This window comes from Bacillus sp. sid0103, from assembly GCF_019219025.1.
Map to the genome: position 1 here is coordinate 1 of NZ_JAHUWN010000005.1, position 26,402 is coordinate 26,402.

Sequence of the window (26,402 nt, forward strand, 5' to 3'; positions counted from 1 at the left end):
ACCCGTCCGCCGCTAACCAACAGGAGCAAGCTCCTATTGATTCGCTCGACTTGCATGTATTAGGCACGCCGCCAGCGTTCGTCCTGAGCCAGGATCAAACTCTCCAAGAAAGTTGATTAGCTCATTTTGTTACGTTGGCTTAGCTTCTTAATTGAAGCTAAATTTTATTGTTTGTTTGCACGATTTTGTTTGTTTAGTTTTCAAAGAACAATTTCTCTGTCCCTCGTAAGCGACTTAATAAATATATCATCTGTATAAATGAAAGTCAACCATTTTTCTGCTTTTTTTTACTATGCCGATTATAAAAATATTTTATTCCTATAACATTCGTACTAACAGCGATTAGGAGTGAACAGAAAAGGGAACACACCACGTGTGCTCCCCCCATTATTTATTCTTCATCCTCAGCAGAAATCACATCAGAATCATGATCTTCTAAAGCATTTTCCTCCACATCGGATGAATGATTGTCGAGGTTTTCTTCTTCCTCTTCTTTTTCAACCTTAGCTACAGTAGCTACAAATTCATCTTCGCTTTCCTTCATGCTTATGAGTTTCACACCTTGTGTGTTTCGGCCCATTTTAGAAATACCGCCTACATCCATCCGAATTAGGACACCGCCCGTAGTAATAAGCATGAGATCTTCATTGCCTGTAACAGCACGCATCGAAACAAGTTTTCCATTTTTCTCAGTTACATGGCAGGTTTTGATCCCTTTTCCGCCTCTTCCTTGGATACGGTATTCAGATGCAGTTGTCCGTTTTCCATAACCATTTTTAGTAACAATGAGGACATCATTGTCCTCCTCTAAAACTTCCATTCCAACCACTTCATCATCACTATCTAACGAAATCCCTTTGACACCTGTGGCTGTTCGTCCCATTGATCGAACATCTGTTTCCGGGAAACGAATGAGCATACCTTTTTTGGTACCAATAATAATATCTTTGCTGCCATCCGTTAAGCGAGCAGAGATTAGTTCATCTCCCTCCCGCAAACTTAAAGCGATTAAACCATTGTTGCGGATATGGGCAAACGATGTTAATGGAGATCGTTTTGAGACTCCCTCTTTAGTTGTAAAGAACAAGAACCAGTCATCCACAAATTCCTCAACTGGAATAATGGCGTTGACCCATTCTCCTTTTTCAATACCAAGAAGGTTAATAATTGGAATCCCTTTCGCCGTCCGGCTGAATTCTGGAATTTCATATCCCTTTGAACGATAAACCTTACCTTTGTTGGTAAAGAATAGGATGGTATCGTGAGTTGAAGTCGTTATTAAGTGTTCAACAAAATCATCCTCATTTGTTCCCATTCCTTGGATTCCACGACCACCACGTCGTTGCGCACGATAAGTGGAAACTGGAAGTCTCTTAACATACCCATTGTGTGTCAAGGAAATGACAATATTTTCACGTGGGATTAGATCTTCATCTTCAATGTTTTCAATTCCGCCTGTCACAATTTCTGTCCGGCGTGTATCATTGAAGCGCTCTTTAATCTCCGTCAATTCTTCACGGATAATTTCAAGAACCTTTTCCTCATCAGCTAAAATGGCCTTTAATTCAGCAATCAACTTCACTAGATTTTGATATTCTTCTTCAATTTTTTCTCTTTCCAAACCTGTTAAACGCTGTAAACGCATATCGAGAATGGCTTGAGCTTGCTTTTCAGAAAGGCTAAAGGTAGTCATCAAGCCTTCACGGGCGATGTCAGTCGTTTGTGAACTACGAATTAAATTAATCACTTCATCCAGGTGGTCTAAAGCAATTCTTAAACCCTCTAAGATATGCGCACGAGCTTCTGCTTTACGGAGTTCAAACTCTGTTCTGCGGCGGATAACCACTTTTTGATGATCCAAGTAATGGACTAAACATTGTTTAAGGGTCAATACCTTTGGATGTCCATTAACTAGTGCAAGCGTGTTAATCCCGAAACTTGTTTGTAGCGCTGTATGTTTATATAAATTATTCAAAAGGACGTTGGCATTTGCATCTTTACGAACTTCAATAACAACCCGCATTCCTTTACGGTCGGATTCATCTCTTAAGTCGGTAATGCCTTCAACTTTTTTATCGCGAGCTAATTCAGCAATTTTTTCAACTAATTTTGCTTTATTTACTTGGTATGGTAATTCTTTAACAATGATCGTTTCTTTTCCATTGGCTTTTTGTTCTATTTTAACTTTCGCACGGACAGTGATTGATCCTCTGCCTGTTTCATATGCTTTACGAATACCGCTCCGGCCCAAGATGATTCCGCCGGTGGGGAAGTCTGGCCCAGGGATAATTTCCATGAGCTCTTGGGTAGAAATCTCAGGGTCACGACTTAGTGCTAACACTCCGTCAATGACTTCTCCCAATTGGTGGGGTGGGATATTCGTCGCCATTCCTACAGCAATTCCCGTTGTACCGTTTACTAAAAGGTTAGGGAATCGTGCCGGTAGAACGACTGGTTCCTTTTCCTCACCATCATAGTTATCTTGATAATCAATCGTATCTTTGTTTATATCTCGCAATAACTCCATCGAGATTTTCGACATTCGCGATTCTGTATAACGCATGGCAGCAGCTCCGTCACCATCGACAGAACCGAAATTCCCATGACCATCAACGAGCATATAACGATAATTAAAATCCTGCGCCATCCGTACCATTGTTTCATAAACAGCAGAATCCCCGTGCGGGTGATATTTACCGATTACATCTCCAACGATACGGGCTGATTTTTTATAGGGTTTGTCTGAATGCATTCCAAGATCATGCATAGCATATAGAATACGACGATGTACCGGTTTTAATCCATCTCGAACATCTGGAAGGGCACGAGAAACGATAACGCTCATCGCATAGTCAAGAAAGGAAGTTTTCATTTCCTTACTAATATTAATCTCTGTTATTTGAGAATTTGGGGTATCAGCCATACTTATTTCCTCCTTTCACCTTTTCTCTATATATCTAAATTCTTCACGTATTGAGCATTCGCCTCAATGAAATTACGGCGAGGTTCGACCTTTTCACCCATTAGCATTTCAAAGGTTTCATCTGCTTCGATAGCATCTTCAAGATTCACCTGAAGCATACTTCTATTCGCAGGGTCCATTGTTGTTTCCCATAACTGTTCAGGATTCATCTCTCCCAAACCTTTATAACGCTGAATATTCGGCTTAGGTGTACTTGGCAGTTCAGCAAAGATTCGGTCAAGTTCTTTGTCATCATAAGCATACTCCACTCGTTTGCCCTGCTGGACTTTATATAACGGCGGCTGAGCAATATAAATATAGCCCGCTTCTAATAGCTGCCTCATATAACGATAAAAGAACGTTAAAATAAGTGTTCGAATATGTGCACCATCGACGTCGGCATCTGTCATGATGACAACCTTATGATAACGAGCCTTAGATATATCAAATTCTTCGCCGATTCCAGTTCCAATTGCTGTAATCATTGCTCTAACTTCATTGTTAGAAAGAATTTTATCAAGACGGGCTTTCTCAACGTTTAGGATTTTCCCTTTTAACGGCAGAATTGCTTGGAAATGACGGTCGCGTCCTTGCTTCGCAGAACCGCCGGCAGAGTCACCCTCAACGATATAAATTTCACTTTCAGAAGGATCTTTAGAAGAACAGTCCGCTAATTTACCAGGTAAACTAGAAACCTCTAACGCACTTTTACGGCGTGTTAATTCCCTTGCTTTCTTAGCAGCCAGCCTTGCTCGTGCTGCCATCAAACCTTTATCGACTATTTTTCTAGCCACAGTCGGGTTTTCTAATAAAAACTTATCAAATGTACTGGCAAAAACGGTATCCGTGATCGCTCTGACTTCGGAATTTCCCAACTTTGTCTTCGTTTGCCCTTCAAATTGCGGATCAGGGTGTTTGATGGAGACGATTGCCGTGATACCTTCACGTACATCCTCACCAGATAGATTGGTATCATTCTCTTTAATTAGGCCATTTTTTCTAGCATAATCATTTATGACTCTTGTTAAAGCTGTTTTAAAGCCTGATTCGTGCGTTCCACCTTCATAGGTGTGGATATTATTTGCGAAAGAGTAAATGTTATCTGTATACCCTTCGTTATATTGGAGGGCAACTTCGACACTAATCCCGTCACGTTCACCCTCCATATAGATCGGTTCATCATGAATAACTTCTTTAGTGCGGTTTAAATGTTCGACATAAGATTTAATTCCGCCCTCGTAGTAGTATTCATTACGTTTATTTTCAACCCGCATATCTTCAATCGTGATTTTTATTCCTCTATTTAGGAAGGCGAGTTCCCGAAGACGAGTAGCCAGAATGTCAAATTCATAAACCAATGTTTCCGTGAAAATTTCACCATCGGGTTTAAAGTGTGTAACGGTACCCGTAACATCAGTTGTTCCAATGACCTCTAATTCTTGAACTACTGCACCACGTTCAAATTTAATCGAGTGAATTTTACCATCACGGTGGACATAGACCTCAAGTTCTGTGGACAGGGCATTTACGACTGATGCACCAACACCATGTAGTCCTCCAGAAACTTTATAGCCTCCGCCGCCGAATTTACCGCCGGCATGAAGAACTGTCATTATAACTTCAACAGCTGGTCTACCCATCTTTTCTTGAATATCAACCGGAATTCCACGTCCATTATCCTTAACGGTAATACTATTGTCTTCTTCAATAATGACATTGATTTCATTACAGAAACCTGCCAACGCCTCATCAATACTGTTATCAACTATCTCCCAAACAAGATGATGAAGCCCTTTACCACTAGTTGACCCAATATACATACCAGGTCTTTTTCGAACAGCTTCAAGTCCTTCTAGAACCTGTATTTGATCCGCGCCATATGTTTGTTCCACTGCTTTTTGTTCCAAAGTCATGCTTGTTCACCTGCACCTTCTGACAAAAATATATCTATAATCAATAAAACATGTAGTACTTTAAAATTCATGTATACTCATTTGATTTGAACGTTTCTTTAAAGTTCCAGAAGAAATCGGGGATAAGTAAACATTGTCATATGTAACAATGACTGATTTAAAGGGGTTTTTGGATAGATTAATTACTTTTTCCTTACGTGCCTCGAGGAATTCTTTGACTAGCGGCGAGTTTTTTACACTCTCCTTATCCAAGATAGAAATAATGTCTCTAGCTCTAATATTGATATCTTCCCCGATATGGATATACATGGGTTCACCTCAATTAACTTTCTTTATCCTTCCTGCTTCAACGATAAATGTTGAGGCTTCCCTTAATGTTTGATGATCAATACCTTCGACACTTGTGGTTGTCACAAAAGTCTGGACCTTCCCCTGGATTGTATTAAGCAAGTGAGACTGCCGGTAATCGTCTAATTCCGATAAAACATCGTCTAATAGTAAAATTGGATATTCTCCAATCTCAGCATAAATTAATTCAATTTCAGCAAGTTTCAAGGATAATGCGGTGGTCCGCTGCTGGCCTTGTGAACCAAATGTTTGCACATCTCGACCGTTGACAGTAAAAATGAGATCATCTCGATGGGGACCGAATAACGTAGTTCCTCGTTCAATTTCCCTCGTTCTAACCTTGCTGAACTTTTCTTCAAAGCATGCTATCATCTTCGACAAATCTTGCTCTTCTAATACCTCTACCGACGGTTTATAGGTAATTTCGAGTGTTTCCAAACCTCTAGAAATTCCTTGATGAATGGGTTTTGCCCAATTTTGAAGGAGACGCAGAAACTCAAATCGTTTTGTGACAATTTTCACAGCCATGGCTATAAATTGTTCTGTTAAAATCTCCAGCATCGTTTGATCGGTTTGTTTTTTTATCTGCAACATTTTTAAATAATGATTGCGCTGCTGTAGTATTTTTTGATATTGACTCATATCATGTAAATAAATTGGTGAAACCTGTCCAATCTCCATATCTATAAATCGTCTGCGGACTTGCGGGCTGCCTTTTACTAAATTAAGGTCCTCAGGAGCAAACATCACCACATTCATATTGCCTACATATTGACTTAGTTTTTGCTGCTCAATATGATTGCATTTCGCCTTTTTACCTTTTTTCGAAATAATTAATTGCAACGGAAGCGAACTGTGTTGTTTTTTTACCCTACCCTCTATTTTAGCATATTCTTGGTCCCAGCGAATAAGTTCTTTGTCACTAGAAGTACGATGTGATTTAGCCATTGCTAAAACATAGATGGATTCCATCACATTTGTTTTCCCTTGAGCATTTTCTCCCAAGATCACATTTACTTTATTTTCAAATTCTACGAACAATTCTTCGTAATTTCGATAATCGGTGAGCGCTAATTTTTCGATATACATAGGAAACGCATCCTTTAGCCTTGCTATTCGGTAATAACAAACTCTCCAAAGCCAGGAATTCTGATTTGGTCACCGGAGCGCAGCTTTCTTCCTCTTCTTTGATCTTGTTCGCCGTTAATAAATATCTCATGTTCACTCAAAAACCATTTCGCCATGCCGCCAGTTTGAATTACATCAGCTAGTTTTAGGAATTGGCCTAATGTAATAAATTCTGTATCAAGCTTAATTTTTTCAGGCAAATCGTCACCCTCGTTTCTAAAATGGTCTCAATACTTTATTTTACTAAATAATCGCCAGAGTTACAAAGGAAACTAAAAGAAAGCCACCTTTAGTTGGTGGCATTGAGTTTTTACTTGTATGAAATTAGTATGTTCGAACTGGTAAGATTAATTGCAAGATCGTTTCATCATGAAGCGGACGGATGACGAAAGGACGCATTGCCCCAGTAAAACTTACCCTGATATCTGTCCCTTCTAGTGCTTTTAGGGCATCCATCATAAATTTCGCACTAAAGGAAATCTTTAATTCTTCCCCTTCAATCGCTTCGCTTTGAATCTCTTCGACTACTTTCCCAACCTCTGGTGTATTAGAAGAAATTTCAATCAGCCCGCCTTCAATCGTTGAAAGCTTAACTACATTATTTCTCCCTTCTCTTGCTAATAGCGAGGCACGATCAATCGCATGTAAAAATTCCTTGGTATTAACGGTCACATCCGTCTTACTTTCACTTGGGATTAATCTCGATGTATCTGGATAATTTCCTTCTAACAATCTTGAGAAAAATAATAAGTGCTTCGCTTTAAATAAAATTTGATTTTCAGTGATAACAATATCAATGAGTTCATTGCTGTCATCTATAATTTTACTAAGCTCATTTAAGCTTTTTCCGGGAATGACCACATTATAATTTTCGTTATTAGTCGTTTCGATTTTCGCCTTTCTTAATGCAAGACGATGACTATCTGTTGCAATACAGTTTAATTCCCCATTTTCAACACGCCAGTTTACACCTGTCAAGATGGGGCGTGTTTCTGAGGTGGACACTGCAAAATGCGTTTGTCTAATCATCGCTTTTAATAAATCCGTGGCGATATGGAATTTATTATTTTCTTCTATCTGTGGCAGGTGAGGATATTCTTCTGCATCAAGACCGATTAAGTTAAATTCAGATTTTCCTGAGCGAATGACAGTTTGAAGTGAGCCTAATACTTCAATTTCTACTGAATCTGTCGGCAGTTTTTTGACAATTTCACTAAAGACTTTTGCTTGAAGGACAATGGATCCAGCTTGTTTGATTTCAATAATTTCATCCCCAGCATCCTCATTTGGAATAAACGATTCAATGGAAATATCTGAATCACTTCCCGTTAAGGTAACTCCTTCTGCTGTAGCTGTAATTTTGATTCCCGTTAAGATTGGAATGGTGGTTCTGCTTGTAACAGCCTTCATAACATCTTGAACACTCTGGACTAATCGATCTCGTTGGATGATAAATTTCATCGCATGTAATCCTCCGTTTTAAGCATATTTTTTATTGCAATAACATAATATATTTTTTTAAAAAAAATAGAAGAAGTACTAGTAGGGCCTGTTAGTATGTGGATAACTCATTTTTTCAACGGAAACACAGCCTATCCACATGTGGACAGACTGTGTGTAAATACAGAGAAGTTATTCACATAATTCATTTATGGTTAGACTTTCAAAAGTTCGTGTAGTTCTTTCATTTGTCTTTGCAGCTGGGCATCGGATTGAAGAAGTTTAGAAATCTTTTCATGGGCATGAATCACGGTCGTATGATCGCGGCCCCCAAACTCTTCTCCTATTTTTGGCAAAGAATAATCGGTTAATTCCCGTGATAAGTACATAGCAATTTGTCTAGGAAAGGCAAGTGACTTTGTCCGCTTTTTTGCCTTAAAATCCTCAAGTTTTATACTAAAGAGTTCCCCAACTGTCTTCTGAATATCCAAGATGGTGATCACCTTAGGCTTTGAACTAGGGATAATATCCTTTAATGCTTCAGCAGCCAAATCGGCATTAATATCTTTATTAATTAAAGAAGAGTAAGCAACCACGCGGATTAGCGCACCTTCGAGTTCACGGATGTTGGAGTCAATTTGATTGGCAATATAGAGCATGACTTCGTTAGGAATATCAAGACCTTCTGCCTTTGCCTTCTTTCTAAGGATGGCAATCCTTGTTTCTAAATCAGGTGGAGTAATATCAGTAATTAATCCCCATTCAAACCGCGAACGAAGCCTGTCCTCCAGCGTTGGAATTTCACGTGGCGGCCGGTCGCTCGAGATAATGATTTGTTTACTTTCCTCATGCAGTGCATTAAACGTATGAAAAAATTCTTCCTGGGTTGATTCTTTTCCAGCTAAGAACTGAATATCATCTATAAGTAAAATGTCGACATTTCGATATTTATTTCGGAAATTCTCTGCTTTATTGTCACGAATCGAATTAATGAATTCGTTTGTAAATTTTTCAGACGATAAATAAACGACCTTCGCCGCAGGATTATGATCTAAAACATAATGGCCAATCGCATGCATTAAGTGCGTTTTTCCTAATCCTACTCCTCCATAGATAAAGAGGGGATTGTATGCTTTTGCAGGTGCTTCAGCTACAGCGAGTGATGCTGCATGGGCAAACCGGTTGCCTGAGCCAATAACAAAGGTATCAAAGGTATATTTTTGATTTAAAATTCCTTGAGGAAATTCCCCATGGTCATCATCTTTTTTTACCTTTTTGGGAGGTAATTGCACTTCGTTTTCTGCATCTTTTTGATTTTGCGGAATAATAAACTTAACAGAAAGCTCTTCCCCGGTAATCTCATAAAGAATGCCGGAGATTAACTGCGAATACCGTTCTTCAAGCCAATCACGAGCAAACTCATTGGGAGCCGTTATGATCAGCAAATCACCTTGAAGGGAATGGGCCTTGGTTGACTTAAGCCATGTGTCAAAGCTTGGTTTGCTAATCTTTTTCTCTATATTGGCTAGTGCAGCATGCCAAAGATCCGCAATATTTTCCAAATAATATCCCTCCTTTTTTGCGTTAATAAAAACCATGTATGAAAACTAGCACACGTGCAGTAATACCTGTCTTACTCCAATAAATAGTTTAGGACGGAGTAATCCCATCCGACTGGGTCATTTTCCGTTGTGAAATGATGTTTATACTTGCAGTACAACCTATTAATTTATAAATATACGAATTAGTGAATGTGGATAATAAATAATAAGGAAGTAAAGTGGAGTTTCGACAATATCCACTTCTTGTGGACAACTTTTTACAACACCCTAGGATAAGCTATCCACATGATATCCACAATTTGTGGATAACGTATTTGTGTGGATAAAGTTATTCAGAGTGAAAACACAAATATAATATCAAATAATTGCTTGAGGCGCAATGCCTTTTCGTAGTTTATCCACAACGACAACAATATGTGCACAATATTTGTCCACAAGTAGATGTTTTGTGCAAAACCTGTCAATATCTTGTGTGGATAGCAAAAAAAATGTCGAAAAAATATCCACAACCAGGTGGCTGACGAGCTGTCCGCGTAAAGGGAGTGGATTTTGCAAAAATCACGACTGTCGATTTACAGTGCCTAGGGTAAAAAAATGAATTCTTTTCCTTTGCTATTGGAGCTGTTCCTATAAGAATAGAATTTCTGGAAATTAGCTAATTCATGTTCAATAAAAATTGGAAATGGGGACAATATCGAAGAACAGTTGACAATTTTATGGTGAGGTTATTATAATGAGTAAGACTGTCATTTAAACTTGATAGCATCCTTTAGGGAGGTGTCATATATGAAAAGAACATATCAACCAAATAAGCGTAAACACAGTAAAGTCCACGGTTTCCGTAGTCGTATGGCCTCAGCTAATGGCCGTAAGGTTCTAGCTCGTCGTCGTTTAAAGGGAAGAAAAGTATTATCAGCATAGACCACTGAAAAGTCAGTGGTCTTTTTTCTAATCCGACTGAGGGTGTTTTTTTATGAAAAAAGAGCTACGCATTAAAAAAAATAAAGAATTCCAAGCAGCATTTCAAAAAGGTCAGTCCTTTGCCAATCGGCAGTTTGTCGTCTATTCCTTAGCAAAAGAGGGACAAGATTATTTTCGGATCGGCCTGTCTGTTAGTAAGAAGATCGGAAATGCTGTCACAAGGAATAGGATCAAACGTTATGTAAGACAATCTATTTTTGAGCTGAACGAACAATTGGCGAAAGGGAATGACTATGTCATCATTGCCAGGAAACCTGCATCGGAAATGGATGTCTTTGAGGTGAAAAAAAGTTTGACCCATGTCTTTAAAGTCGGGAAAGTTTTAAAAAAGTGACGGTAAGGACATAAATGCGAAGGAATTCGCCTGAAAATTTCATCATATTGCAGACAATTCCTTTGCGTAAGTGTTAAAATACTTTTGAAATCTTATAAAAAGGCTCTTTTCGTAAACTTTGTTAATTTTGGAGTAATTTTACTAAGTTACAAGGGCATATTTGCCAATGTTCTATACGAAAAAATGCTGCGATGCATTTAGGAATACGGGTTGATGAACCTGTTCGAAAAACAACAATCTATACGAAAACAGTCTACAAAAAAATAATACATAGAGTGGTTTCACTATCTTTATTGTAGGGAGGAAATTTTGGTTGAAAAGACGAATATTACTAGTAGTTGGCTTACTTTCTGTCTTTATCCTGCTGACAGGATGTAGTGAAATAAAAAAACCAATTACTTCGGAGAGTACGGGCTTTTGGAATGAGTACATTGTTTATCCATTATCCTGGTTGATTAAAGAAGGGGCGCATATCCTTGGGGGCAGCTTTGGGTTATCGATTATTGTCGTAACCATTCTCATTCGCCTTGCGATTTTGCCGCTGATGATCAAGCAGACAAGAAGTTCGAAAGCGATGCAAGCCTTGCAGCCAGAAATGAAGGCACTTCGTGAAAAATATAGTTCGAAAGATCAAAAAACTCAGCAAAAATTGCAACAGGAAACAATGGCATTGTTTTCAAAGCATGGCGTCAATCCAATGGCTGGTTGTTTTCCGTTAATCGTGCAAATGCCAATTTTAATTGGTTTTTACCATGCAATCTCACGAACAAGGGAAATTGCATCAGATAATTTCCTCTGGTTTGACCTAGGAGATAAAGATCCATATTATATTTTGCCAATTATTGCTGGTATCACCACCTTTATTCAGCAAAAATTGATGATGGCTGGTCAAGAGCAGAACCCGCAAATGGCGATGATGCTTTGGATGATGCCAATCATGATCGTTGTGTTCGCCTTTAATTTCCCTGCTGCTCTTTCCTTGTATTGGGTAGTCGGAAATATTTTTATGATTGTGCAAACGTATTTTATTAAAGGACCGGATCTGAAAACGGCAAAATCATCCGGTAATGCGGGAGGAGCAAAAAAGTGAAACAGGTAACTGCTACAGGACAAACTGTCGAAGAAGCAGTAAAATCAGCTTTAGCTCAATTACAAATCAGCAAAGACCGCACAGATATTGATATTATTGATGAAGGTAAAAAAGGGATTTTCGGTATTTTTGGTTCCCGTCCCGCAGTGGTCAAAGTAACTGTCATCATTGACCCAATTGAGGAAGCAAAGAAATTTCTTACTCAGGTAAGTGAACAAATGGGTGCTCCAGCGGAAATAGAAATCAAACGTGAGGGGAAACATGTTCACTTCATTATGACCGGAGAAAAGATCGCCTTATTGATTGGAAAAAGAGGGCAAACGTTAAATTCACTCCAATATTTGACCCAATTAGTCGTTAATCGTTTTTCGAATCAGTATTTAACCGTGATTTTAGACGCTGAAGATTACCGGAAAAGAAGAAATGAAACGCTTGTTCAATTAGCACATCGACTTGCCCAAAAGGCGGTTAAGTCTGGAAAAGATGTAACGCTAGAACCAATGCCTTCTTATGAGCGTAAAGTTATTCATGCTGCTTTATCCGATAATAAACGTGTTAAGACATTTTCTGATGGATCGGAACCACATCGCTATATTGTGATTTCTCCAGCGAAAAGATAATGAGATCTGTATAAAAGACATCCTATCGAATGGTAGGATGTCTTTTTTTGTGCTCTCTCGCAAAAAATGTCGAAAAAAGAAGTTGTTGATAACATAAATCTTTTCTCGTTTTTCGTTTTATTGTTATTCACATGTGGATAAGTTAAAATAATAATGAGATAAAAGTGAACTGTGGATAGTTCGGTAGGAAGATGGTTTGCTTTTTAACAAGAACATGTTGTGGTATTCTAGTGTTTTGGAGAAAAAATCATTTTTTATATAGATGAACAGTTTTTAGTGTGAGGTGAAGGAAATGGAATATGATACGATTGCGGCCATATCGACTCCGATGGGAGAGGGTGCGATTGCGATTGTCCGATTGAGTGGTGATGAGGCAATTCCGATTGCAGACAAGCTATTTAGAAGTATCGGGGGGAAGAAGCTGACGGAAGCAGCAACCCATACGATTCACTATGGACATTTGCTTGATCCGAAATCACAGCAAGTGGTCGAAGAAGTAATGCTATCCGTGATGAAGGGGCCGAAAACTTTTACAAAAGAAGATGTTGTTGAAATAAACTGCCATGGCGGGATTGTTTCTGTAAATCGAGTGCTCCAGTTGGTACTGACGAATGGAGCGAGACTGGCGGAGCCAGGAGAATTTACAAAAAGAGCATTTTTAAATGGACGGATTGATTTATCGCAAGCGGAAGCGGTAATGGATTTAATCAGAGCAAAAACAGATCGTGCTATGAATGTAGCGTTAGGGCAAATGGAAGGGCGTTTATCAAAGTTGATTCAAAGACTTAGGCAGGAAATTTTAGAAATCCTTGCCCATGTCGAGGTCAATATTGATTATCCTGAATATGACGATGTCGAAGAAATGACGCATAAAATGTTGTCAGAAAAAGCCCATTTTGTTCGGGAAGAGATCAAAAAACTGTTACAAACGTCGGAACAAGGGAAAATTTTACGAGAAGGATTGTCGACAGCTATTGTTGGCCGCCCAAATGTAGGGAAATCTTCGCTTTTAAACAGCCTTGTTCATGAAAATAAAGCGATCGTAACCGATATTCCTGGCACAACAAGGGATGTTATTGAAGAATACGTGAATGTTCGCGGCGTGCCGCTTCGGCTCTTGGACACAGCGGGGATCCGAGAAACTGAGGATATTGTCGAACGAATTGGGGTTGAACGCTCCCGTCAAGTGTTACAAGAGGCAGATCTGATTTTGCTGGTTTTAAATTATGCAGAACATCTGAGCGCAGAAGATGAAAAGCTGTTTGAAGTGGTTAAAGACATGGATGTTATCGTTATCGTTAATAAAACAGACTTGGAGCAAAAAATTGAGTTTGACAAGGTAAAAGCGTTAGCGAAAGAGCATAAGGTTGTCACCACCTCCCTGCTTGAAGATCGTGGTGTCGATGAGTTAGAGGAAGCTATCGCCTCGTTATTTTTTGCAGGTTCGATTGATGCTGGTGATATGACGTATGTTTCAAACAGCCGCCATATCGGCTTATTGAGCCAAAGTCTACATTCGATTGAAGAAGCGATTGAGGGAGTAGAAATGGGTACTCCCATTGATATTATTCAAATCGATTTAACTCGAACGTGGGAATTACTTGGCGAAATCATTGGCGAAAGTGTCCATGAAAGCCTGATCGATCAATTATTCTCACAATTTTGTTTAGGGAAATAAATAGAAAAGCTAAAAGCGCCTTCGGAACCAGCACTGCTTGTTCCTGTGACGATTATTCGCTGGAGCTATCCAAAGCGCACAGGGGCTTATGCCCCCGAGCCCTTAAGCGCAGAAGCTAGACATTAATTAAAGTAAAACGCAATGTTTCCGTAGCATACGGAAAAGGAGGAACAACATGCAATACGAAGCAGGAAATTATGACGTTATTGTCATTGGGGCAGGACATGCCGGCTGTGAAGCAGGCCTTGCTGCCGCGAGAATTGGCGCAAAAACATTAATGATTACCATTAACCTCGATATGGTTGCCTTTATGCCATGTAATCCATCAGTTGGAGGTCCGGCTAAGGGAATTGTTGTCCGGGAAATAGATGCACTTGGCGGCGAAATGGGTCGAAATATTGATAAAACCTATATCCAGATGAGAATGCTGAACACCGGTAAAGGGCCGGCGGTGCGGGCGTTACGGGCACAGGCAGATAAATTTGCCTATCAGCATGAAATGAAAAAAACGATTGAAGAAGAAGAAAATATGACCTTAATCCAAGGGATGGTTGAACAATTAATCGTTGAGGATGGCGTATGTACGGGCGTTGTTACCAAAACGGGAGCGGTTTATCGTTCAAAAACCGTCGTTATTACTACGGGTACTTTCTTACGTGGTGAAATTATTATTGGTGACTTGAAGTATTCGAGTGGTCCGAATAATCAACAGCCATCCATCAAATTATCCGAACATCTTGAAGCACTAGGCTTTGACCTGGTTCGCTTTAAAACGGGAACACCGCCGCGTGTCAATAGTAATACGATTGATTACAGTAAAACAGAAATTCAACCTGGTGACGATACTCCGAGGGCGTTTTCTTATGAAACAACGAAATATATTACTGATCAGCTCCCATGCTGGTTAACTTATACAAACGAAGCAACCCATCAAATCATTGATGAAAACCTTCACCGCTCTCCGATGTTTTCTGGAATGATCAAAGGGACAGGTCCGCGTTATTGCCCTTCGATTGAGGATAAAGTGGTCCGCTTTAATGACAAGCCGCGTCATCAAATTTTCCTTGAGCCTGAAGGCAGGCATACGCAGGAAGTTTATGTGCAGGGGCTGTCAACCAGCTTACCAGAAGATGTGCAGCAGCGGATTCTAAAGTCTATTTCGGGACTAGAAAATGCTCAAATGATGCGTTCGGGCTATGCGATTGAATATGATGCAATTGTGCCTACACAGCTATGGCCTACACTTGAAACAAAGGTTGTTAAAAATTTATATACTGCCGGGCAAATTAATGGAACATCGGGCTATGAAGAAGCTGCAGGTCAAGGCTTAATGGCCGGGATTAATGCGGGTTTAAATGCACTTGGGCGTGACCAGTTAGTCTTAAGTCGTTCCGATGCCTATATTGGAGTGTTAATTGACGATTTGATTACAAAAGGGACGAATGAACCTTATCGTTTATTAACATCACGGGCAGAGTATCGTTTGCTATTACGTCATGATAATGCCGATTTACGCTTAACTGAAATTGGTCATCAAATCGGGTTGATTCGTGACGACCGTTATGCAAAGTTCTTGACTAAAAAAGAAGCGATTGAATCTGAAAAGCATCGCTTAGAGTCTACGTTCCTGAAACCGACGGAAGAGGTTCAAGAAATGATTAGAAGCATCGGCGGCAGTGAATTAAAGGATGGAATCCGTGCCTCCGATTTATTAAAAAGACCAGAGATGTCGTATCATCAGCTGGAAACCATTTTCCCTAGTGAGGTTGCTTTAGACGAAGAAGTGAAAGAACAGGTGGAAATTCAATTAAAATATGAGGGATATATTACAAAGTCCCTGCAGCAGGTCGAACGATTAAAGAAAATGGAAGATAAGAAAATCCCTGAGAATATTGATTATGATGCCGTCTCAGGACTGGCGACAGAAGCTAGACAGAAATTGAAGCTTGTTAAACCACTGTCCATTGCCCAGGCATCCAGGATATCGGGTGTAAATCCAGCCGATATTTCCATCTTGCTTGTGTACCTTGAACAGGGGAAAATCGCAAGGGTTTCGAATGAATAATTATGTGAGGAAGATTACGAAATGATCATCGAACAATTTGAAGCAAATTTACGGGAGAAAGGAATTTCCCTTTCAAGTGAACAGCTCGATCAATTTGAAAAGTATTTTGAGACATTGGTGGAGTGGAACGAAAAAATGAATCTGACAGCCATAACGGATAAGGCTGAAGTATATTTAAAACATTTTTATGATTCGATTACCGCTGCGTTCTATTTTGATTTTACAAAGCCTTTTCATCTTTGTGATGTCGGAGCGGGTGCAGGGTTTCCAAGTATCCCATTAAAAATTGTTTACCCTCATATTGAGGTGACGATTGTTGATTCATTAAACAAGCGCATTTCCTTTTTAAATCATCTTGCTAAGGTTTTAAAATTAGAAAATGTTCATTTTATTCATGATCGTGCGGAAACCTTTGGGGTAAATCCGCAGTATCGAGAGAACTTCGACGTCGTTACGGCAAGGGCAGTAGCAAGAATGTCTGTGTTAAGTGAGTTTTGTTTACCACTCGTGAAAGTGGGCGGTCACTTTATTGCCATGAAAGCTGCCCATGCAAAGGATGAGTTAGGGATGGGACAAAAGGCTATTACCACTCTTGGCGGAAAGGTAGAGGAAATGTTTACTTTTACGCTGCCAATGGAAGAAAGCGAACGAAGTATTCTCATCATTAAAAAGGAAAAACAAACACCAAAGAAATATCCGCGTAAGCCTGGGACACCAGGAAAGACACCGATTGAATAAGAAGGCTTTTTCATAAAGTTGATTGTTTTGGAGCATAATAATGGTCATTTATATAGGTAACTAGGACATTTTTGACCATGTACTTACGATAAGATGCCATGAAGCTTATAGGAATACGGAATGATGGACTATAACGAAAAACAACAATCTATGCGAAAACAGCCATAACAAAAACAGTTTAGGGAAACTAACAATTTTTCAACAAACATGTTATTCTAGGCAGGAAGAATTTATCTATGTAGAGAATTAGTAATAGGGAGTTTCGTAAAGGTGGTGTTGGGGATGAAACAATCATTTACACGCTTTTTTGGCCTCGGCGATAAGGGAGAACAAGAGGTTGCACTGGAAAAAGAGATAATTACGGAAAAAAACGAGGAAATTAATAAAATACCAATTGATCATATAGTTCCAAACCGCTTTCAGCCTCGGACAGTTTTTGATGATGAGAAAATCGAAGAATTAGCGCGAACGATTCACATACATGGTATTATTCAACCGATCGTTGTACGAGAATTTGCGACTGGACAATTTGAAATTATTGCAGGGGAACGCCGTTTTCGGGCGATGAAAAAGCTCGGTTGGACGGAAGCGCCGGCGATTATTAAAAATTTATCGGATACAGAAACGGCCTCTGTTGCTTTGATTGAGAATTTACAACGGGAAGAGCTGTCCCCAATTGAAGAAGCGATGGCCTATGGAAAATTGTTGGAATTGCATAACTTGACCCAAGAAGCACTAGCACAACGCCTTGGGAAAGGGCAGTCAACTGTGGCCAACAAACTTCGCCTTCTTAAATTACCGCAGCCGATTCAAGAGGCATTATTAACGAAAATTATTACAGAGCGCCATGCACGTGCACTTATCCCTCTAAAGGATCCGGAAAAACAAGTGGCCCTGTTAGCGGAGATTATTGAAAAGAACTTTAACGTCAAGCAAACCGAGGAACGTGTCGTCAAACTGCTTGAACAAAAAAATGAAAAGCCTAAACCGAAACGGAAAGCTTTCAGTAAAGATATGAGAATCGCAGTAAATACGATTCGCCAATCATTAACGATGGTAACGGATAGCGGAATTAATCTCGATGCTGAAGAAGAAGAATTTGACGAATTCTACCAATTTACAATCCGCATACCAAAGAAAAAGTAACAGATCAATAGACCAATAGATAAAAGAACCAAACATGTTGAATGTTTGGTTCTTTTTATTTGTGCTCTGTTAAAGCCTGTTGTTGATAGTGCCACTATATTGATTGGAGTGGAAACCAACAGTCACGTTCAAATGAACCTTTAGTTGATAAAGGTCAGATTAAAATGGTAATGTTTGGATAAGGTGTGCTTCTCTTGGCTTATTTAGAGACATTTCAGGAATAAGACAGTTGAATATTTTAAGAAAAAATCCAAAAACAGATCTGTTTCATGATAAAATAAAGGAATGGAAATTTTCATTCCCATCATTCAGATTAAATTAGCCAAATGAACATTATTTTTATAAAATTTAATAGAATAACAGAATAATACTTTGAGAGAATAAAAGGGTAGGTGACATCGTGGGCAAAATTCTTGCAATCGCGAATCAAAAAGGCGGAGTCGGTAAAACGACTACCTCTGTCAACCTAGGTGCCTGCTTAGCATATATTGGAAAACGTGTCCTGCTTGTAGACACGGATCCTCAGGGAAACGCAACCAGCGGGATTGGTATTGAAAAGGCAGAAGTTGACCAATGTATATATGATGTTTTAGTAGATGATGTGGAAGCAAAGAATGTGATTAAACCTACATCGGTGGAAAATTTGTATGCAATCCCGGCAACAATTCAGCTGGCTGGTGCAGAAATTGAATTGGTACCGACTATTTCAAGGGAAGTTCGTTTGAAACGAGCGCTCGAAGAAGTAAGAGAGCAATTTGATTATATTATTATTGATTGTCCGCCGTCATTAGGTTTATTAACCCTTAATGCCTTAACAGCTTCTGATTCTGTCTTAATCCCTGTTCAATGCGAATACTATGCGTTGGAAGGTTTAAGTCAACTACTAAGTACGGTCAGACTTGTCCAAAAGCATTTGAATCAGGATTTGAAAATTGAAGGCGTTTTATTAACCATGCTGGACGCACGAACCAATCTTGGTATTCAAGTAATTGAAGAAGTGAAAAAATATTTTCAAGATAAAGTTTATAAAACCATTATTCCAAGGAATGTGCGTCTTAGCGAAGCTCCAAGCCATGGAGAACCGATTATTACTTATGATGCAAAATCCCGTGGCGCTGAGGTGTATTTAGATTTAGCGAAGGAAGTGGTCTCGAATGGCTAAAGGTTTAGGAAAAGGCCTTAATGCATTTTTTGCGGATGCTAGTAAAGAGGAATTAGTTCAGGAAATCAAATTGAACCAATTGCGTCCCAATCCGTACCAGCCTCGTAAAACCTTCCAACAAGAGACAATCGATGAATTGAAAGAGTCCATCATCGAGCATGGCATCTTACAGCCGCTCGTGGTTAGACAAAGTATTCGTGGCTATGAAATTGTTGTAGGTGAACGGAGGTTCCGTGCGGCGAAAGCGGCAAAACTTGAAACAGTTCCCGCTGTAGTCCGTACACTATCAGAACAGCAAATGATGGAATTAGCAGTCCTTGAAAACCTGCAAAGGGAAGATTTAAATCCGATTGAAGAGGGACAAGCCTATCAATTGTTAATGGAAAAGTTAAAGCTGACCCAAGAAGAGGTTGCGAAGCGTCTTGGCAAAAGCCGGCCGCATATCGCAAACCATATCCGTCTGCTTTCCCTCCCTTCAAAAATTCAGGAATTAATTTCTGGCGGAAAAATATCGATGGGACATGGACGTGCCTTATTAGGTCTTCGTCAAAAAGAAAGTCTGCCAAGTTTAGTTGAGAAAGTAACCAAAGAAGGACTAAATGTTCGTCAATTAGAAAAACTGATTCAACAATTAAATGAAAGTGTTCCACGTGAAACAAAAAAGCTGGAACAGAAGAAAGATGTCTTTATCAAGGAACGGGAACATTTCTTGCGCGAACGGTTTGGGACAACGGTCAATATTAAACAGAACAAGAATAAAGGGAAAATTGAAATTGAGTTCTTCTCCAAAGAGGATCTAGAACGGATTTTGGAAATGCTCCATGAAGAAGATCCATCCTTATAAACCATCAAACGATGGTTTATTTTTTTATACTAATATGATAGTTTAAAAGGTATATATTTCGAAGGTCGTAAAAAAGGTGGATGTAAAATGTTTTTATTAGGAACACTTGTAAATGGGCTGTTAATTGTGGTCGGTACGCTTCTTGGAAAATGGTTAAACCGGATCCCAGAAGGAATGAAAGTCACCGTCATGTATGCCATTGGCCTGTCCGTCATGGTGTTAGGCTTACAAATGGGCTTGAAGAGTGAAAATTTCCTGATTGTGATTATAAGTCTGGTCGTTGGGGCTGTCGCTGGTGAGGCGCTGAAATTAGAGGATAAATTAAATGATCTAGGATTATGGCTGGAGAAGAAAGTCGGCTCTACGAATGGGAAAGGCAGTATCTCAGAAGGGTTTGTCACGGCTACCTTAATCTTTGTGATTGGAGCGATGGCGATTATTGGGGCTCTCGATAGCGGCATCCGCGGTGACCATGATGTGCTATATACCAAATCGTTAATCGATGGATTTACCGCGTTAATTTTAACGACAACCTTAGGGATTGGCGTTATCTTTTCGGCGATTCCGGTTGTCCTTTATGAAGGGGGCATTGCCCTATTTGCGACCCAGATTGACCGGTTTGTTCCACAAGCCTTAATGGATCAGTTTATTGTCGAAATGACAGCAACGGGTGGGATCATGATTTTTGCGATTGGCTTAAATTTAACTGGAATGGTGAAAATTAAAGTAGCCAATCTGCTCCCTGGTATTGTCATCACCGGATTAATCGTCACAATCCTCTATAATTACCATCTGAATATCCAATAAGGCTCTTTTCGTAAACTTCGTTGCCTTTGGAGCTTAATAAGGCTCATTTACTAAGTTTCTAGGCAATTTCCGCAAATGTTCTTACGAAAAGAAGCTAGTGATACGGATTGATGAACTTATACGAAAAAACACAATCTATGCGAAAATAGCCTTCAATCAAGACAGCAAAAAAAGAGCATCCGGTCTCATCCCGTTTGCTCTTTTAATTTGTCTTTTCTTCTTCCAGCCAATTTAAATTTAATTCTGTCCAATTTTGCTTAGGATAGAGCAGGCTTGCCTGGTAGATTCCATTGGCAATGGTTTTGGCCATTCTCATCACAAGATTTAAGCGGGTGTTTTGTAAAACAAAAAACTCCATAAACCCGCTGACATTGACAATGCCAGTGATATGTAAATCTCCGACTGCTGGCAGCTCCTTGTTTACGCCTGCCCCAGGTTTAACAGGACCATTCCCAACTTGAATGACTCCGACATTTTTAACCCTTCCCAAGCAGGCGTCGATGCCAATGATATAGGGGTCATCATGTTTTGCTTGGATTTCCTTTAATTTATCCGCAAGATTAACAGCATGAATCGGTTCATCTAGTGTCCCGTAGACATAGAACGACCGCAGGCCCTTTTCTTCCAGCAGTGTCCCGACAAGCGGCCCTAATGAATCTCCTGTGGAGCGATCGGTACCAATACATACAAAGACAATCGGGCGGCTTGTTACCTGTGGAATACTAGTCAGTAACTCTTCAGCAAGATGTTCAGCTGCATGTAATTCATCATGGCTGATCCGTGTCTTAGCCCTCCTGTCAAAAAAACTGCTCTTCAGATTCATTAAGTCACTCCCTAACACTAATAGTCTTACTAGTATACGGAAAATTCAGTAAATCTATACATGGAGCGGGTAAAAAAGGAAAATTCATTATGCTATTCACTGCGTAGAATAATTGCTAAAATAGAAATGGCAAAAGGTTTTAGAGGATGGTGTCTGGAATGACTCTTACACAAAAGGGAATGCAAAAATTACTTGATAAATTTCAAAATGAAGATACGTGGTTGAATTTGGGCGAAGCCCTCTTAAAAATTATTGCGATCTTAATCATTACCAATATCCTGATCCGAATTGGGAAATTGATGATCCATAACATTTTTAAAATTCGAAACCTCTCTCCGCTTAGTACGTCAGAACGGCGAGAAGAAACACTTTCGAAGCTACTTGATAATATCCTTTCATATGTGGTGTATTTTATTGCCTTTATGATGATTCTTTCTGTATTAGGAATTGATGTAAAAGCTCTAATCGCCGGCGCAGGGGTTGTTGGTTTAGCCGTTGGTTTTGGAGCGCAAAGTTTAGTGAAAGATGTAATTAGCGGCTTTTTTATCATTTTTGAAGATCAATTTTCCGTTGGGGACCATGTCCGCATAGGACAATTTGAAGGGAATGTCGAAGCAATAGGGTTAAGAACGACAAAAATTAAAAGCTGGACCGGGGAACTGCATATTTTACCAAATGGCAGTATCATCGAGATCACTAACTTCTCCCTTAATAATAGTATCGCTGTTGTCGATATTGCCATCGCCTATGGTGAAGACATTGCGAAGGCCGAAAAGGTAATTGAGGATGCGATTCAGTTTATGCCGGCTCAGTATGAAGATTTAGTGAAGCCACCTGAGTTATTGGGGATTCAAACCATGGGCGCGACAGAGATCGTTCTACGGGTTGTCGCAGAAACACAACCTATGAAGCAGGCGGGCGTTTCGCGGATGATTCGCAGGGATATTAAGCTTCAGTTAGACGAAAATGGCATTAAGGCTCCTGATCCAAAAGTGGTCATGTATGGCTCTAGTCAACCTAAATAAGGGGAGGATTTTGCATGGAAGAAAAGGAATTTGCTTTAAATGATGTGGTTGAGATGAAGAAGCAGCATCCATGCGGAACGAATCGCTGGAAAGTCATCCGCATGGGGATGGACGTTCGCATCAAGTGTGAGGGCTGCGGCCACAGTGTCCTCATTCCAAGGAGAGAATTTTCAAGGAAAATGAAGAAAATTTTGGTGAAGCATGAGGAATAACCTTATGCTTTTTTTAAAGGCTCTTTTTGTCAACCTTTATTGCGTTTAATACTAATTATCGAAACTAAATACGAATTAGCTATTAAATACACTGGAATTTTACGAAAAGATGCCCCGATATTTAGATACGTACGGGATTGGACATTAATACGAAAAACCACAATCCGTGCGAAAATAGATTTTTTTAATGGCAAACTATATTATTCTTAGTAAAAAAGTAGAAATAGAGTTTTACGCTAGGGGGTGGGAATATTGGCACTGAAACAAATACGTCAAGCAGCATGTCCGTTAAATTGTTGGGATAGCTGCGGGTTTCATGTAACTGTCGAGAATGATCGTGTCACAAAAGTGGAAGGAGATCCCTCCCATCCAATCACACAAGGGAAAATTTGTGGGCGGGGACGGATGCTTGAGACAAGAACAAACTCGACGCAGCGTTTGTTGCATCCTTTAAAAAAAATCAACGGCCAATTCGAGGAAATATCCTGGGAACAGGCATTGAATGAGATTGCCGATAAGCTCAAAACGATAAAAGAAACATACGGATCGACAGCTGTTTTACACAGCCATGACTATGCAAATAATGGGTTATTAAAAAACCTCGACCAGCGTTTTTTCAATTGTTATGGCGGGGTTACGGAACTTTATGGTTCGCTATGTTGGGGTGCTGGGATTGAAGCACAAAAGTGGGATTTTGGAGATGCTTATAGCCATGCACCTAATGATCTTTATAACAGCAAAAACATTATTATTTGGGGACGAAATGTTGCCCGCACCAACATGCACTTTTATGAGAAACTGTTAGAGGCAAAAAAACGCGGCGCGAAATTGTTCGTAATTGATCCAATCTTTAATGCCACGGCAAAAATTGCCGATGAATATATTTCGATAAAACCTGGAATGGATGGATTATTGGCAGCGGGAATAATCAAAGAGCTGCTGCGCTTAGGGTTAGAGGACCGAGTGTTTATTGAGCAATTTACCGTGGGCTTTGCGGATGTCGTCGAACTACTTACCAGCATTTCTTTACAAGAAATAGGTGAGATGACGGAGGTCCCTTGTGAAGTGATTACCCATTTAGCGCAAATGTATGCGGACAAACCAACATCAACGTTTATGGGGCTGGGCTTACAACGGTATAAAAATGGCGGCAATACGATTCGCCTGATCGATGCCCTTGTCGCATGCAGCGGAAATATCGGCATCGCGGGCGGCGGCGCTAATTATGCCAATCTTCAAGTGGGGCAAAGCTTTGTTTTTGACGAGTTAACCCTGCCACAGCGCCGGCAGAAACAGCGCCAGTTTTCGATTATGAAACAAGCTGAAGAAGTGTTAACCGCCAAAAATCCAGAAATTCAAATGATAGTGGTCACATGCGGGAACCCACTGACACAGGTGCCTGACACTCAAGTGGTTGAAAAGGCCTTCTCTTCTGTAGAAACACTAGTGGTCATTGATCAATTCATGACCGACACTGCTTTGCTTGCCGATTATGTTCTGCCGACAACTACTGCCTTTGAGGAAGAGGATCTTTATTATTCGTCAATGTATCATCATTATGTGAATTATGGTCCGAAGCTTGTCTCAGCACCTGGTGAAGCAAAGTCTGATTTATGGATCTGGGCGGAATTAGCGAAACGGCTTGGTTTTGGTGCTGATTTTGATTTTACAAGAAAGCAATTCCTGCAAATGGCCTTTCATGCATTGGAAAAAAAGGGTGTCTCCCTGGAAACGTTAATGGAAAAGCATACCCTTGAATTGCCGGTCGAAGCCATTCCTTGGGAGGACCGGAAGTTTACAACCCCTAGCGGTAAGTATGAATTTACAGCAAGGTTTGGCGAGGAACCGTTAACCTTAGCAGTACCAGAGGAGTCGAAATGGGCCAATCCACAGCTGGCTGAAAAATATCCGTACAGTCTGCTGACAATTCATCCGATGCGTTCCAATCACTCGCAGAACTATCATCTGTTAGGTGGGAATGTGAAACTTAAGGTTGAAGCGGCCCAAAATATTGCGGCACAGCTCGGTTTAGAAAAAGGGGATTATGTCAGAGTCTGGAATGGCCGCGGCGAAGTAAAAGGCTATCTTTCCATTTTGCCATCCGCCCATCCGAACACGATTAATATCGATGAAGGAATATGGAAGCAATTTGGCGGGTCTGTCAATAACCTAACGTCAAGCAGTGCATCCGATAACGGTTTAGGCAGCACATTATATGATTGTCTAGTCAATATCGAAAAAATAAACTAACTGCCGCTATGAAGCGGCAGTTGTCTTTTTTTCTATTAATGCCTATAATTGTGAAAGACTTGTCTTTTTATATATCCGAAACTATTTCTTAGTTCAAAATAGATCATAATTTCTTGAGGAGTGAAATAAATGGCATTAACAGCTGGTATCGTAGGATTGCCGAACGTTGGTAAGTCTACTTTATTTAACGCAATTACCCAGGCAGGGGCCGAATCAGCCAATTACCCTTTCTGTACGATTGACCCAAATGTCGGCATCGTTGAAGTACCTGACCACCGTCTCCAAAAATTAACCGAACTTGTCCAACCAAAAAAGACAGTTCCAACTGCTTTTGAATTTACCGATATTGCTGGGATTGTTAAAGGCGCAAGTAAAGGTGAAGGCCTTGGAAACAAGTTCCTTTCACACATCCGTCAAGTGGACGCGATTTGCCAAGTAGTCCGCTGTTTTGCAGACGATAATATTACGCATGTATCGGGTAAAGTGGATCCGATTGATGATATTGAAGTCATTAACCTAGAGCTAATCCTTGCCGACATGGAATCAGTCGAAAAGCGGATTAGCCGTGTCGAAAAATTAGCCAAGCAAAAAGATAAAGAAGCTGCGGCTGAATTCGAAGTCCTCTCTATGCTGCGTGATGCCTTTGAAGCAGAAAAACCTGCTCGTACGGTTGATTTTACAGAAGAGCAAATGAAACTTGTCAAAGGACTGCATCTTTTAACAATTAAACCTGTCCTTTATGTGGCCAATGTAAGTGAAGATGATATTGCCGATCCATCAGACAATGAATATGTTCAAAAAGTACGCGAATTTGCTGCTGCCGATAACGCAGAAGTAATCGTAATTTGTGCGAAAATTGAAGAGGAAATTGCTGAACTCGAAGGCGAAGAAAAGCAAATGTTCTTGTCGGAGTTAGGGATTGAAGAATCCGGTCTTGATCAATTAATCCGTGCTGCGTATCATTTGCTTGGACTAGCTACGTACTTTACCGCCGGTGTTCAAGAGGTTCGGGCTTGGACATTCAGAAAAGGAATGAAAGCTCCGCAATGTGCCGGGGTTATTCACTCTGATTTTGAACGAGGCTTTATCCGTGCCGAGACAGTTTCCTACGATGATCTATTAGCTGCCGGCAGTCATACAGCTGCCAAAGAAGCTGGCAAAGTCCGCCTAGAAGGAAAAGAATACGAAGTCAAAGACGGCGATGTCATCCATTTCCGTTTTAACGTCTAAAAGAGAGAGCTCTGCACATATTGCAGAGCTTTTTTAATTGGAAG

General features: G+C 40.1%; 23 protein-coding genes and 1 rRNA gene. 15 read left to right on the forward strand and 9 right to left on the reverse strand.

What is annotated here, in order from left to right; genetic code table 11:
• The 8 genes from KW850_RS07050 to dnaA form a co-directional block, all read right to left on the reverse strand.
• Positions 1-110: ribosomal RNA gene (locus KW850_RS07050) — 16S ribosomal RNA — on the reverse strand; the annotation flags it as partial.
• A 281-nt stretch (positions 111-391) separates the two neighbouring features.
• Positions 392-2,923, reverse strand: coding sequence for a DNA gyrase subunit A (gyrA, locus tag KW850_RS07055; RefSeq protein WP_218346867.1), 2,532 nt, complete (start codon positions 2,921-2,923; stop codon positions 392-394).
• Positions 2,924-2,949: 26 nt separating this feature from the next.
• Positions 2,950-4,875 carry a DNA topoisomerase (ATP-hydrolyzing) subunit B gene (gene gyrB, locus KW850_RS07060; RefSeq protein ID WP_374226283.1) on the reverse strand — a complete coding sequence of 642 codons (1,926 nt, stop codon included), beginning with the start codon at positions 4,873-4,875 and terminating at the stop codon, positions 2,950-2,952.
• Between the two features lie 60 nt (positions 4,876-4,935).
• The gene (remB, locus tag KW850_RS07065) at positions 4,936-5,184 is read right to left on the reverse strand and encodes an extracellular matrix regulator RemB (protein WP_218346868.1); all 249 of its coding nucleotides are present in this window, start codon (positions 5,182-5,184) and stop codon (positions 4,936-4,938) included.
• Between the two features lie 9 nt (positions 5,185-5,193).
• The gene (recF, locus tag KW850_RS07070; RefSeq protein WP_218346869.1) at positions 5,194-6,312 is read right to left on the reverse strand and encodes a DNA replication/repair protein RecF; all 1,119 of its coding nucleotides are present in this window, start codon (positions 6,310-6,312) and stop codon (positions 5,194-5,196) included.
• Positions 6,313-6,335: 23 nt separating this feature from the next.
• The gene (gene yaaA / locus KW850_RS07075; RefSeq protein ID WP_218346870.1) at positions 6,336-6,551 is read right to left on the reverse strand and encodes a S4 domain-containing protein YaaA; all 216 of its coding nucleotides are present in this window, start codon (positions 6,549-6,551) and stop codon (positions 6,336-6,338) included.
• Between the two features lie 124 nt (positions 6,552-6,675).
• On the reverse strand, positions 6,676-7,812 hold the full coding sequence (gene dnaN / locus KW850_RS07080) for a DNA polymerase III subunit beta (protein WP_218346871.1): 1,137 nt from the start codon (positions 7,810-7,812) through the stop codon (positions 6,676-6,678).
• Between the two features lie 194 nt (positions 7,813-8,006).
• Positions 8,007-9,353, reverse strand: coding sequence for a chromosomal replication initiator protein DnaA (gene dnaA, locus KW850_RS07085; RefSeq protein ID WP_218346872.1), 1,347 nt, complete (start codon positions 9,351-9,353; stop codon positions 8,007-8,009).
• Positions 9,354-10,139: 786 nt separating this feature from the next.
• On the opposite strand from dnaA, the gene rpmH reads away from it, so the two are divergent.
• From rpmH to KW850_RS07140, 11 genes are all read left to right on the forward strand, one after another.
• A complete protein-coding gene (gene rpmH, locus KW850_RS07090) occupies positions 10,140-10,274 on the forward strand; it encodes a 50S ribosomal protein L34 (RefSeq protein ID WP_218346873.1) in 135 nt (44 codons plus the stop codon).
• A 52-nt stretch (positions 10,275-10,326) separates the two neighbouring features.
• Positions 10,327-10,668, forward strand: coding sequence for a ribonuclease P protein component (rnpA, locus tag KW850_RS07095; protein ID WP_218346874.1), 342 nt, complete (start codon positions 10,327-10,329; stop codon positions 10,666-10,668).
• Positions 10,669-10,981: 313 nt separating this feature from the next.
• A complete protein-coding gene (gene spoIIIJ / locus KW850_RS07100; protein WP_218346875.1) occupies positions 10,982-11,758 on the forward strand; it encodes a YidC family membrane integrase SpoIIIJ in 777 nt (258 codons plus the stop codon).
• Positions 11,755-12,378, forward strand: coding sequence for an RNA-binding cell elongation regulator Jag/EloR (jag, locus tag KW850_RS07105; protein ID WP_218346876.1), 624 nt, complete (start codon positions 11,755-11,757; stop codon positions 12,376-12,378). The genes spoIIIJ and jag overlap by 4 nt, the downstream gene beginning before the upstream one ends.
• Before the next feature lie 292 nt (positions 12,379-12,670).
• On the forward strand, positions 12,671-14,056 hold the full coding sequence (gene mnmE / locus KW850_RS07110) for a tRNA uridine-5-carboxymethylaminomethyl(34) synthesis GTPase MnmE (protein ID WP_218346877.1): 1,386 nt from the start codon (positions 12,671-12,673) through the stop codon (positions 14,054-14,056).
• A gap of 175 nt (positions 14,057-14,231) precedes the next feature.
• Positions 14,232-16,121 carry a tRNA uridine-5-carboxymethylaminomethyl(34) synthesis enzyme MnmG gene (mnmG, locus tag KW850_RS07115; RefSeq protein WP_218346878.1) on the forward strand — a complete coding sequence of 630 codons (1,890 nt, stop codon included), beginning with the start codon at positions 14,232-14,234 and terminating at the stop codon, positions 16,119-16,121.
• Between the two features lie 21 nt (positions 16,122-16,142).
• Positions 16,143-16,859 (forward strand): 16S rRNA (guanine(527)-N(7))-methyltransferase RsmG, encoded by a 717-nt coding sequence (rsmG, locus tag KW850_RS07120; protein ID WP_218346879.1) that lies wholly within the window; start codon positions 16,143-16,145, stop codon positions 16,857-16,859.
• A 282-nt stretch (positions 16,860-17,141) separates the two neighbouring features.
• Entirely contained in the window at positions 17,142-18,005 is an 864-nt protein-coding gene (gene noc / locus KW850_RS07125; RefSeq protein ID WP_218346880.1) for a nucleoid occlusion protein, read from the forward strand.
• Positions 18,006-18,405: 400 nt separating this feature from the next.
• A complete protein-coding gene (locus tag KW850_RS07130; RefSeq protein ID WP_218346881.1) occupies positions 18,406-19,167 on the forward strand; it encodes a ParA family protein in 762 nt (253 codons plus the stop codon).
• Positions 19,160-20,011, forward strand: a complete 852-nt coding sequence (locus KW850_RS07135) for a ParB/RepB/Spo0J family partition protein (RefSeq protein WP_218346882.1) — start codon at positions 19,160-19,162, stop codon at positions 20,009-20,011. Before KW850_RS07130 ends, KW850_RS07135 begins: the two co-directional genes overlap by 8 nt.
• A gap of 87 nt (positions 20,012-20,098) precedes the next feature.
• Positions 20,099-20,818 carry a DUF554 domain-containing protein gene (locus KW850_RS07140; RefSeq protein ID WP_218346883.1) on the forward strand — a complete coding sequence of 240 codons (720 nt, stop codon included), beginning with the start codon at positions 20,099-20,101 and terminating at the stop codon, positions 20,816-20,818.
• A gap of 202 nt (positions 20,819-21,020) precedes the next feature.
• On the opposite strand, the gene yyaC is transcribed toward KW850_RS07140, so the two are convergent.
• Positions 21,021-21,641 (reverse strand): spore protease YyaC, encoded by a 621-nt coding sequence (yyaC, locus tag KW850_RS07145; RefSeq protein WP_218346884.1) that lies wholly within the window; start codon positions 21,639-21,641, stop codon positions 21,021-21,023.
• Between the two features lie 158 nt (positions 21,642-21,799).
• Here yyaC and KW850_RS07150 point away from each other — a divergent pair, with 158 nt between their 5' ends.
• From KW850_RS07150 to ychF, 4 genes are all read left to right on the forward strand, one after another.
• On the forward strand, positions 21,800-22,666 hold the full coding sequence (locus tag KW850_RS07150) for a mechanosensitive ion channel family protein (protein ID WP_218346885.1): 867 nt from the start codon (positions 21,800-21,802) through the stop codon (positions 22,664-22,666).
• 14 nt (positions 22,667-22,680) lie between these two features.
• Positions 22,681-22,878, forward strand: coding sequence for a DUF951 domain-containing protein (locus tag KW850_RS07155; RefSeq protein ID WP_026568062.1), 198 nt, complete (start codon positions 22,681-22,683; stop codon positions 22,876-22,878).
• A 258-nt stretch (positions 22,879-23,136) separates the two neighbouring features.
• Entirely contained in the window at positions 23,137-25,128 is a 1,992-nt protein-coding gene (locus KW850_RS07160) for a molybdopterin-dependent oxidoreductase (protein ID WP_218347095.1), read from the forward strand.
• A gap of 129 nt (positions 25,129-25,257) precedes the next feature.
• A complete protein-coding gene (gene ychF / locus KW850_RS07165; RefSeq protein ID WP_218346886.1) occupies positions 25,258-26,358 on the forward strand; it encodes a redox-regulated ATPase YchF in 1,101 nt (366 codons plus the stop codon).
• Positions 26,359-26,402 lie beyond the last annotated feature (44 nt).

Coding starts and splice junctions, on each gene's coding strand:
- gyrA (WP_218346867.1), bottom strand. CDS start 2,923: ATGGCTGATACCCCAAATTCTCAAATAACAGAGATTAATATTAGTAAG.
- gyrB (WP_374226283.1), bottom strand. CDS start 4,875: ATGACTTTGGAACAAAAAGCAGTGGAACAAACATATGGCGCGGATCAA.
- remB (WP_218346868.1), bottom strand. CDS start 5,184: ATGTATATCCATATCGGGGAAGATATCAATATTAGAGCTAGAGACATT.
- recF (WP_218346869.1), bottom strand. CDS start 6,312: ATGTATATCGAAAAATTAGCGCTCACCGATTATCGAAATTACGAAGAA.
- dnaN (WP_218346871.1), bottom strand. CDS start 7,812: ATGAAATTTATCATCCAACGAGATCGATTAGTCCAGAGTGTTCAAGAT.
- rpmH (WP_218346873.1), top strand. CDS start 10,140: ATGAAAAGAACATATCAACCAAATAAGCGTAAACACAGTAAAGTCCAC.
- rnpA (WP_218346874.1), top strand. CDS start 10,327: ATGAAAAAAGAGCTACGCATTAAAAAAAATAAAGAATTCCAAGCAGCA.
- mnmE (WP_218346877.1), top strand. CDS start 12,671: ATGGAATATGATACGATTGCGGCCATATCGACTCCGATGGGAGAGGGT.
- mnmG (WP_218346878.1), top strand. CDS start 14,232: ATGCAATACGAAGCAGGAAATTATGACGTTATTGTCATTGGGGCAGGA.
- rsmG (WP_218346879.1), top strand. CDS start 16,143: ATGATCATCGAACAATTTGAAGCAAATTTACGGGAGAAAGGAATTTCC.
- noc (WP_218346880.1), top strand. CDS start 17,142: ATGAAACAATCATTTACACGCTTTTTTGGCCTCGGCGATAAGGGAGAA.
- KW850_RS07135 (WP_218346882.1), top strand. CDS start 19,160: ATGGCTAAAGGTTTAGGAAAAGGCCTTAATGCATTTTTTGCGGATGCT.
- KW850_RS07140 (WP_218346883.1), top strand. CDS start 20,099: ATGTTTTTATTAGGAACACTTGTAAATGGGCTGTTAATTGTGGTCGGT.
- yyaC (WP_218346884.1), bottom strand. CDS start 21,641: ATGAATCTGAAGAGCAGTTTTTTTGACAGGAGGGCTAAGACACGGATC.
- KW850_RS07150 (WP_218346885.1), top strand. CDS start 21,800: ATGACTCTTACACAAAAGGGAATGCAAAAATTACTTGATAAATTTCAA.
- KW850_RS07155 (WP_026568062.1), top strand. CDS start 22,681: ATGGAAGAAAAGGAATTTGCTTTAAATGATGTGGTTGAGATGAAGAAG.
- ychF (WP_218346886.1), top strand. CDS start 25,258: ATGGCATTAACAGCTGGTATCGTAGGATTGCCGAACGTTGGTAAGTCT.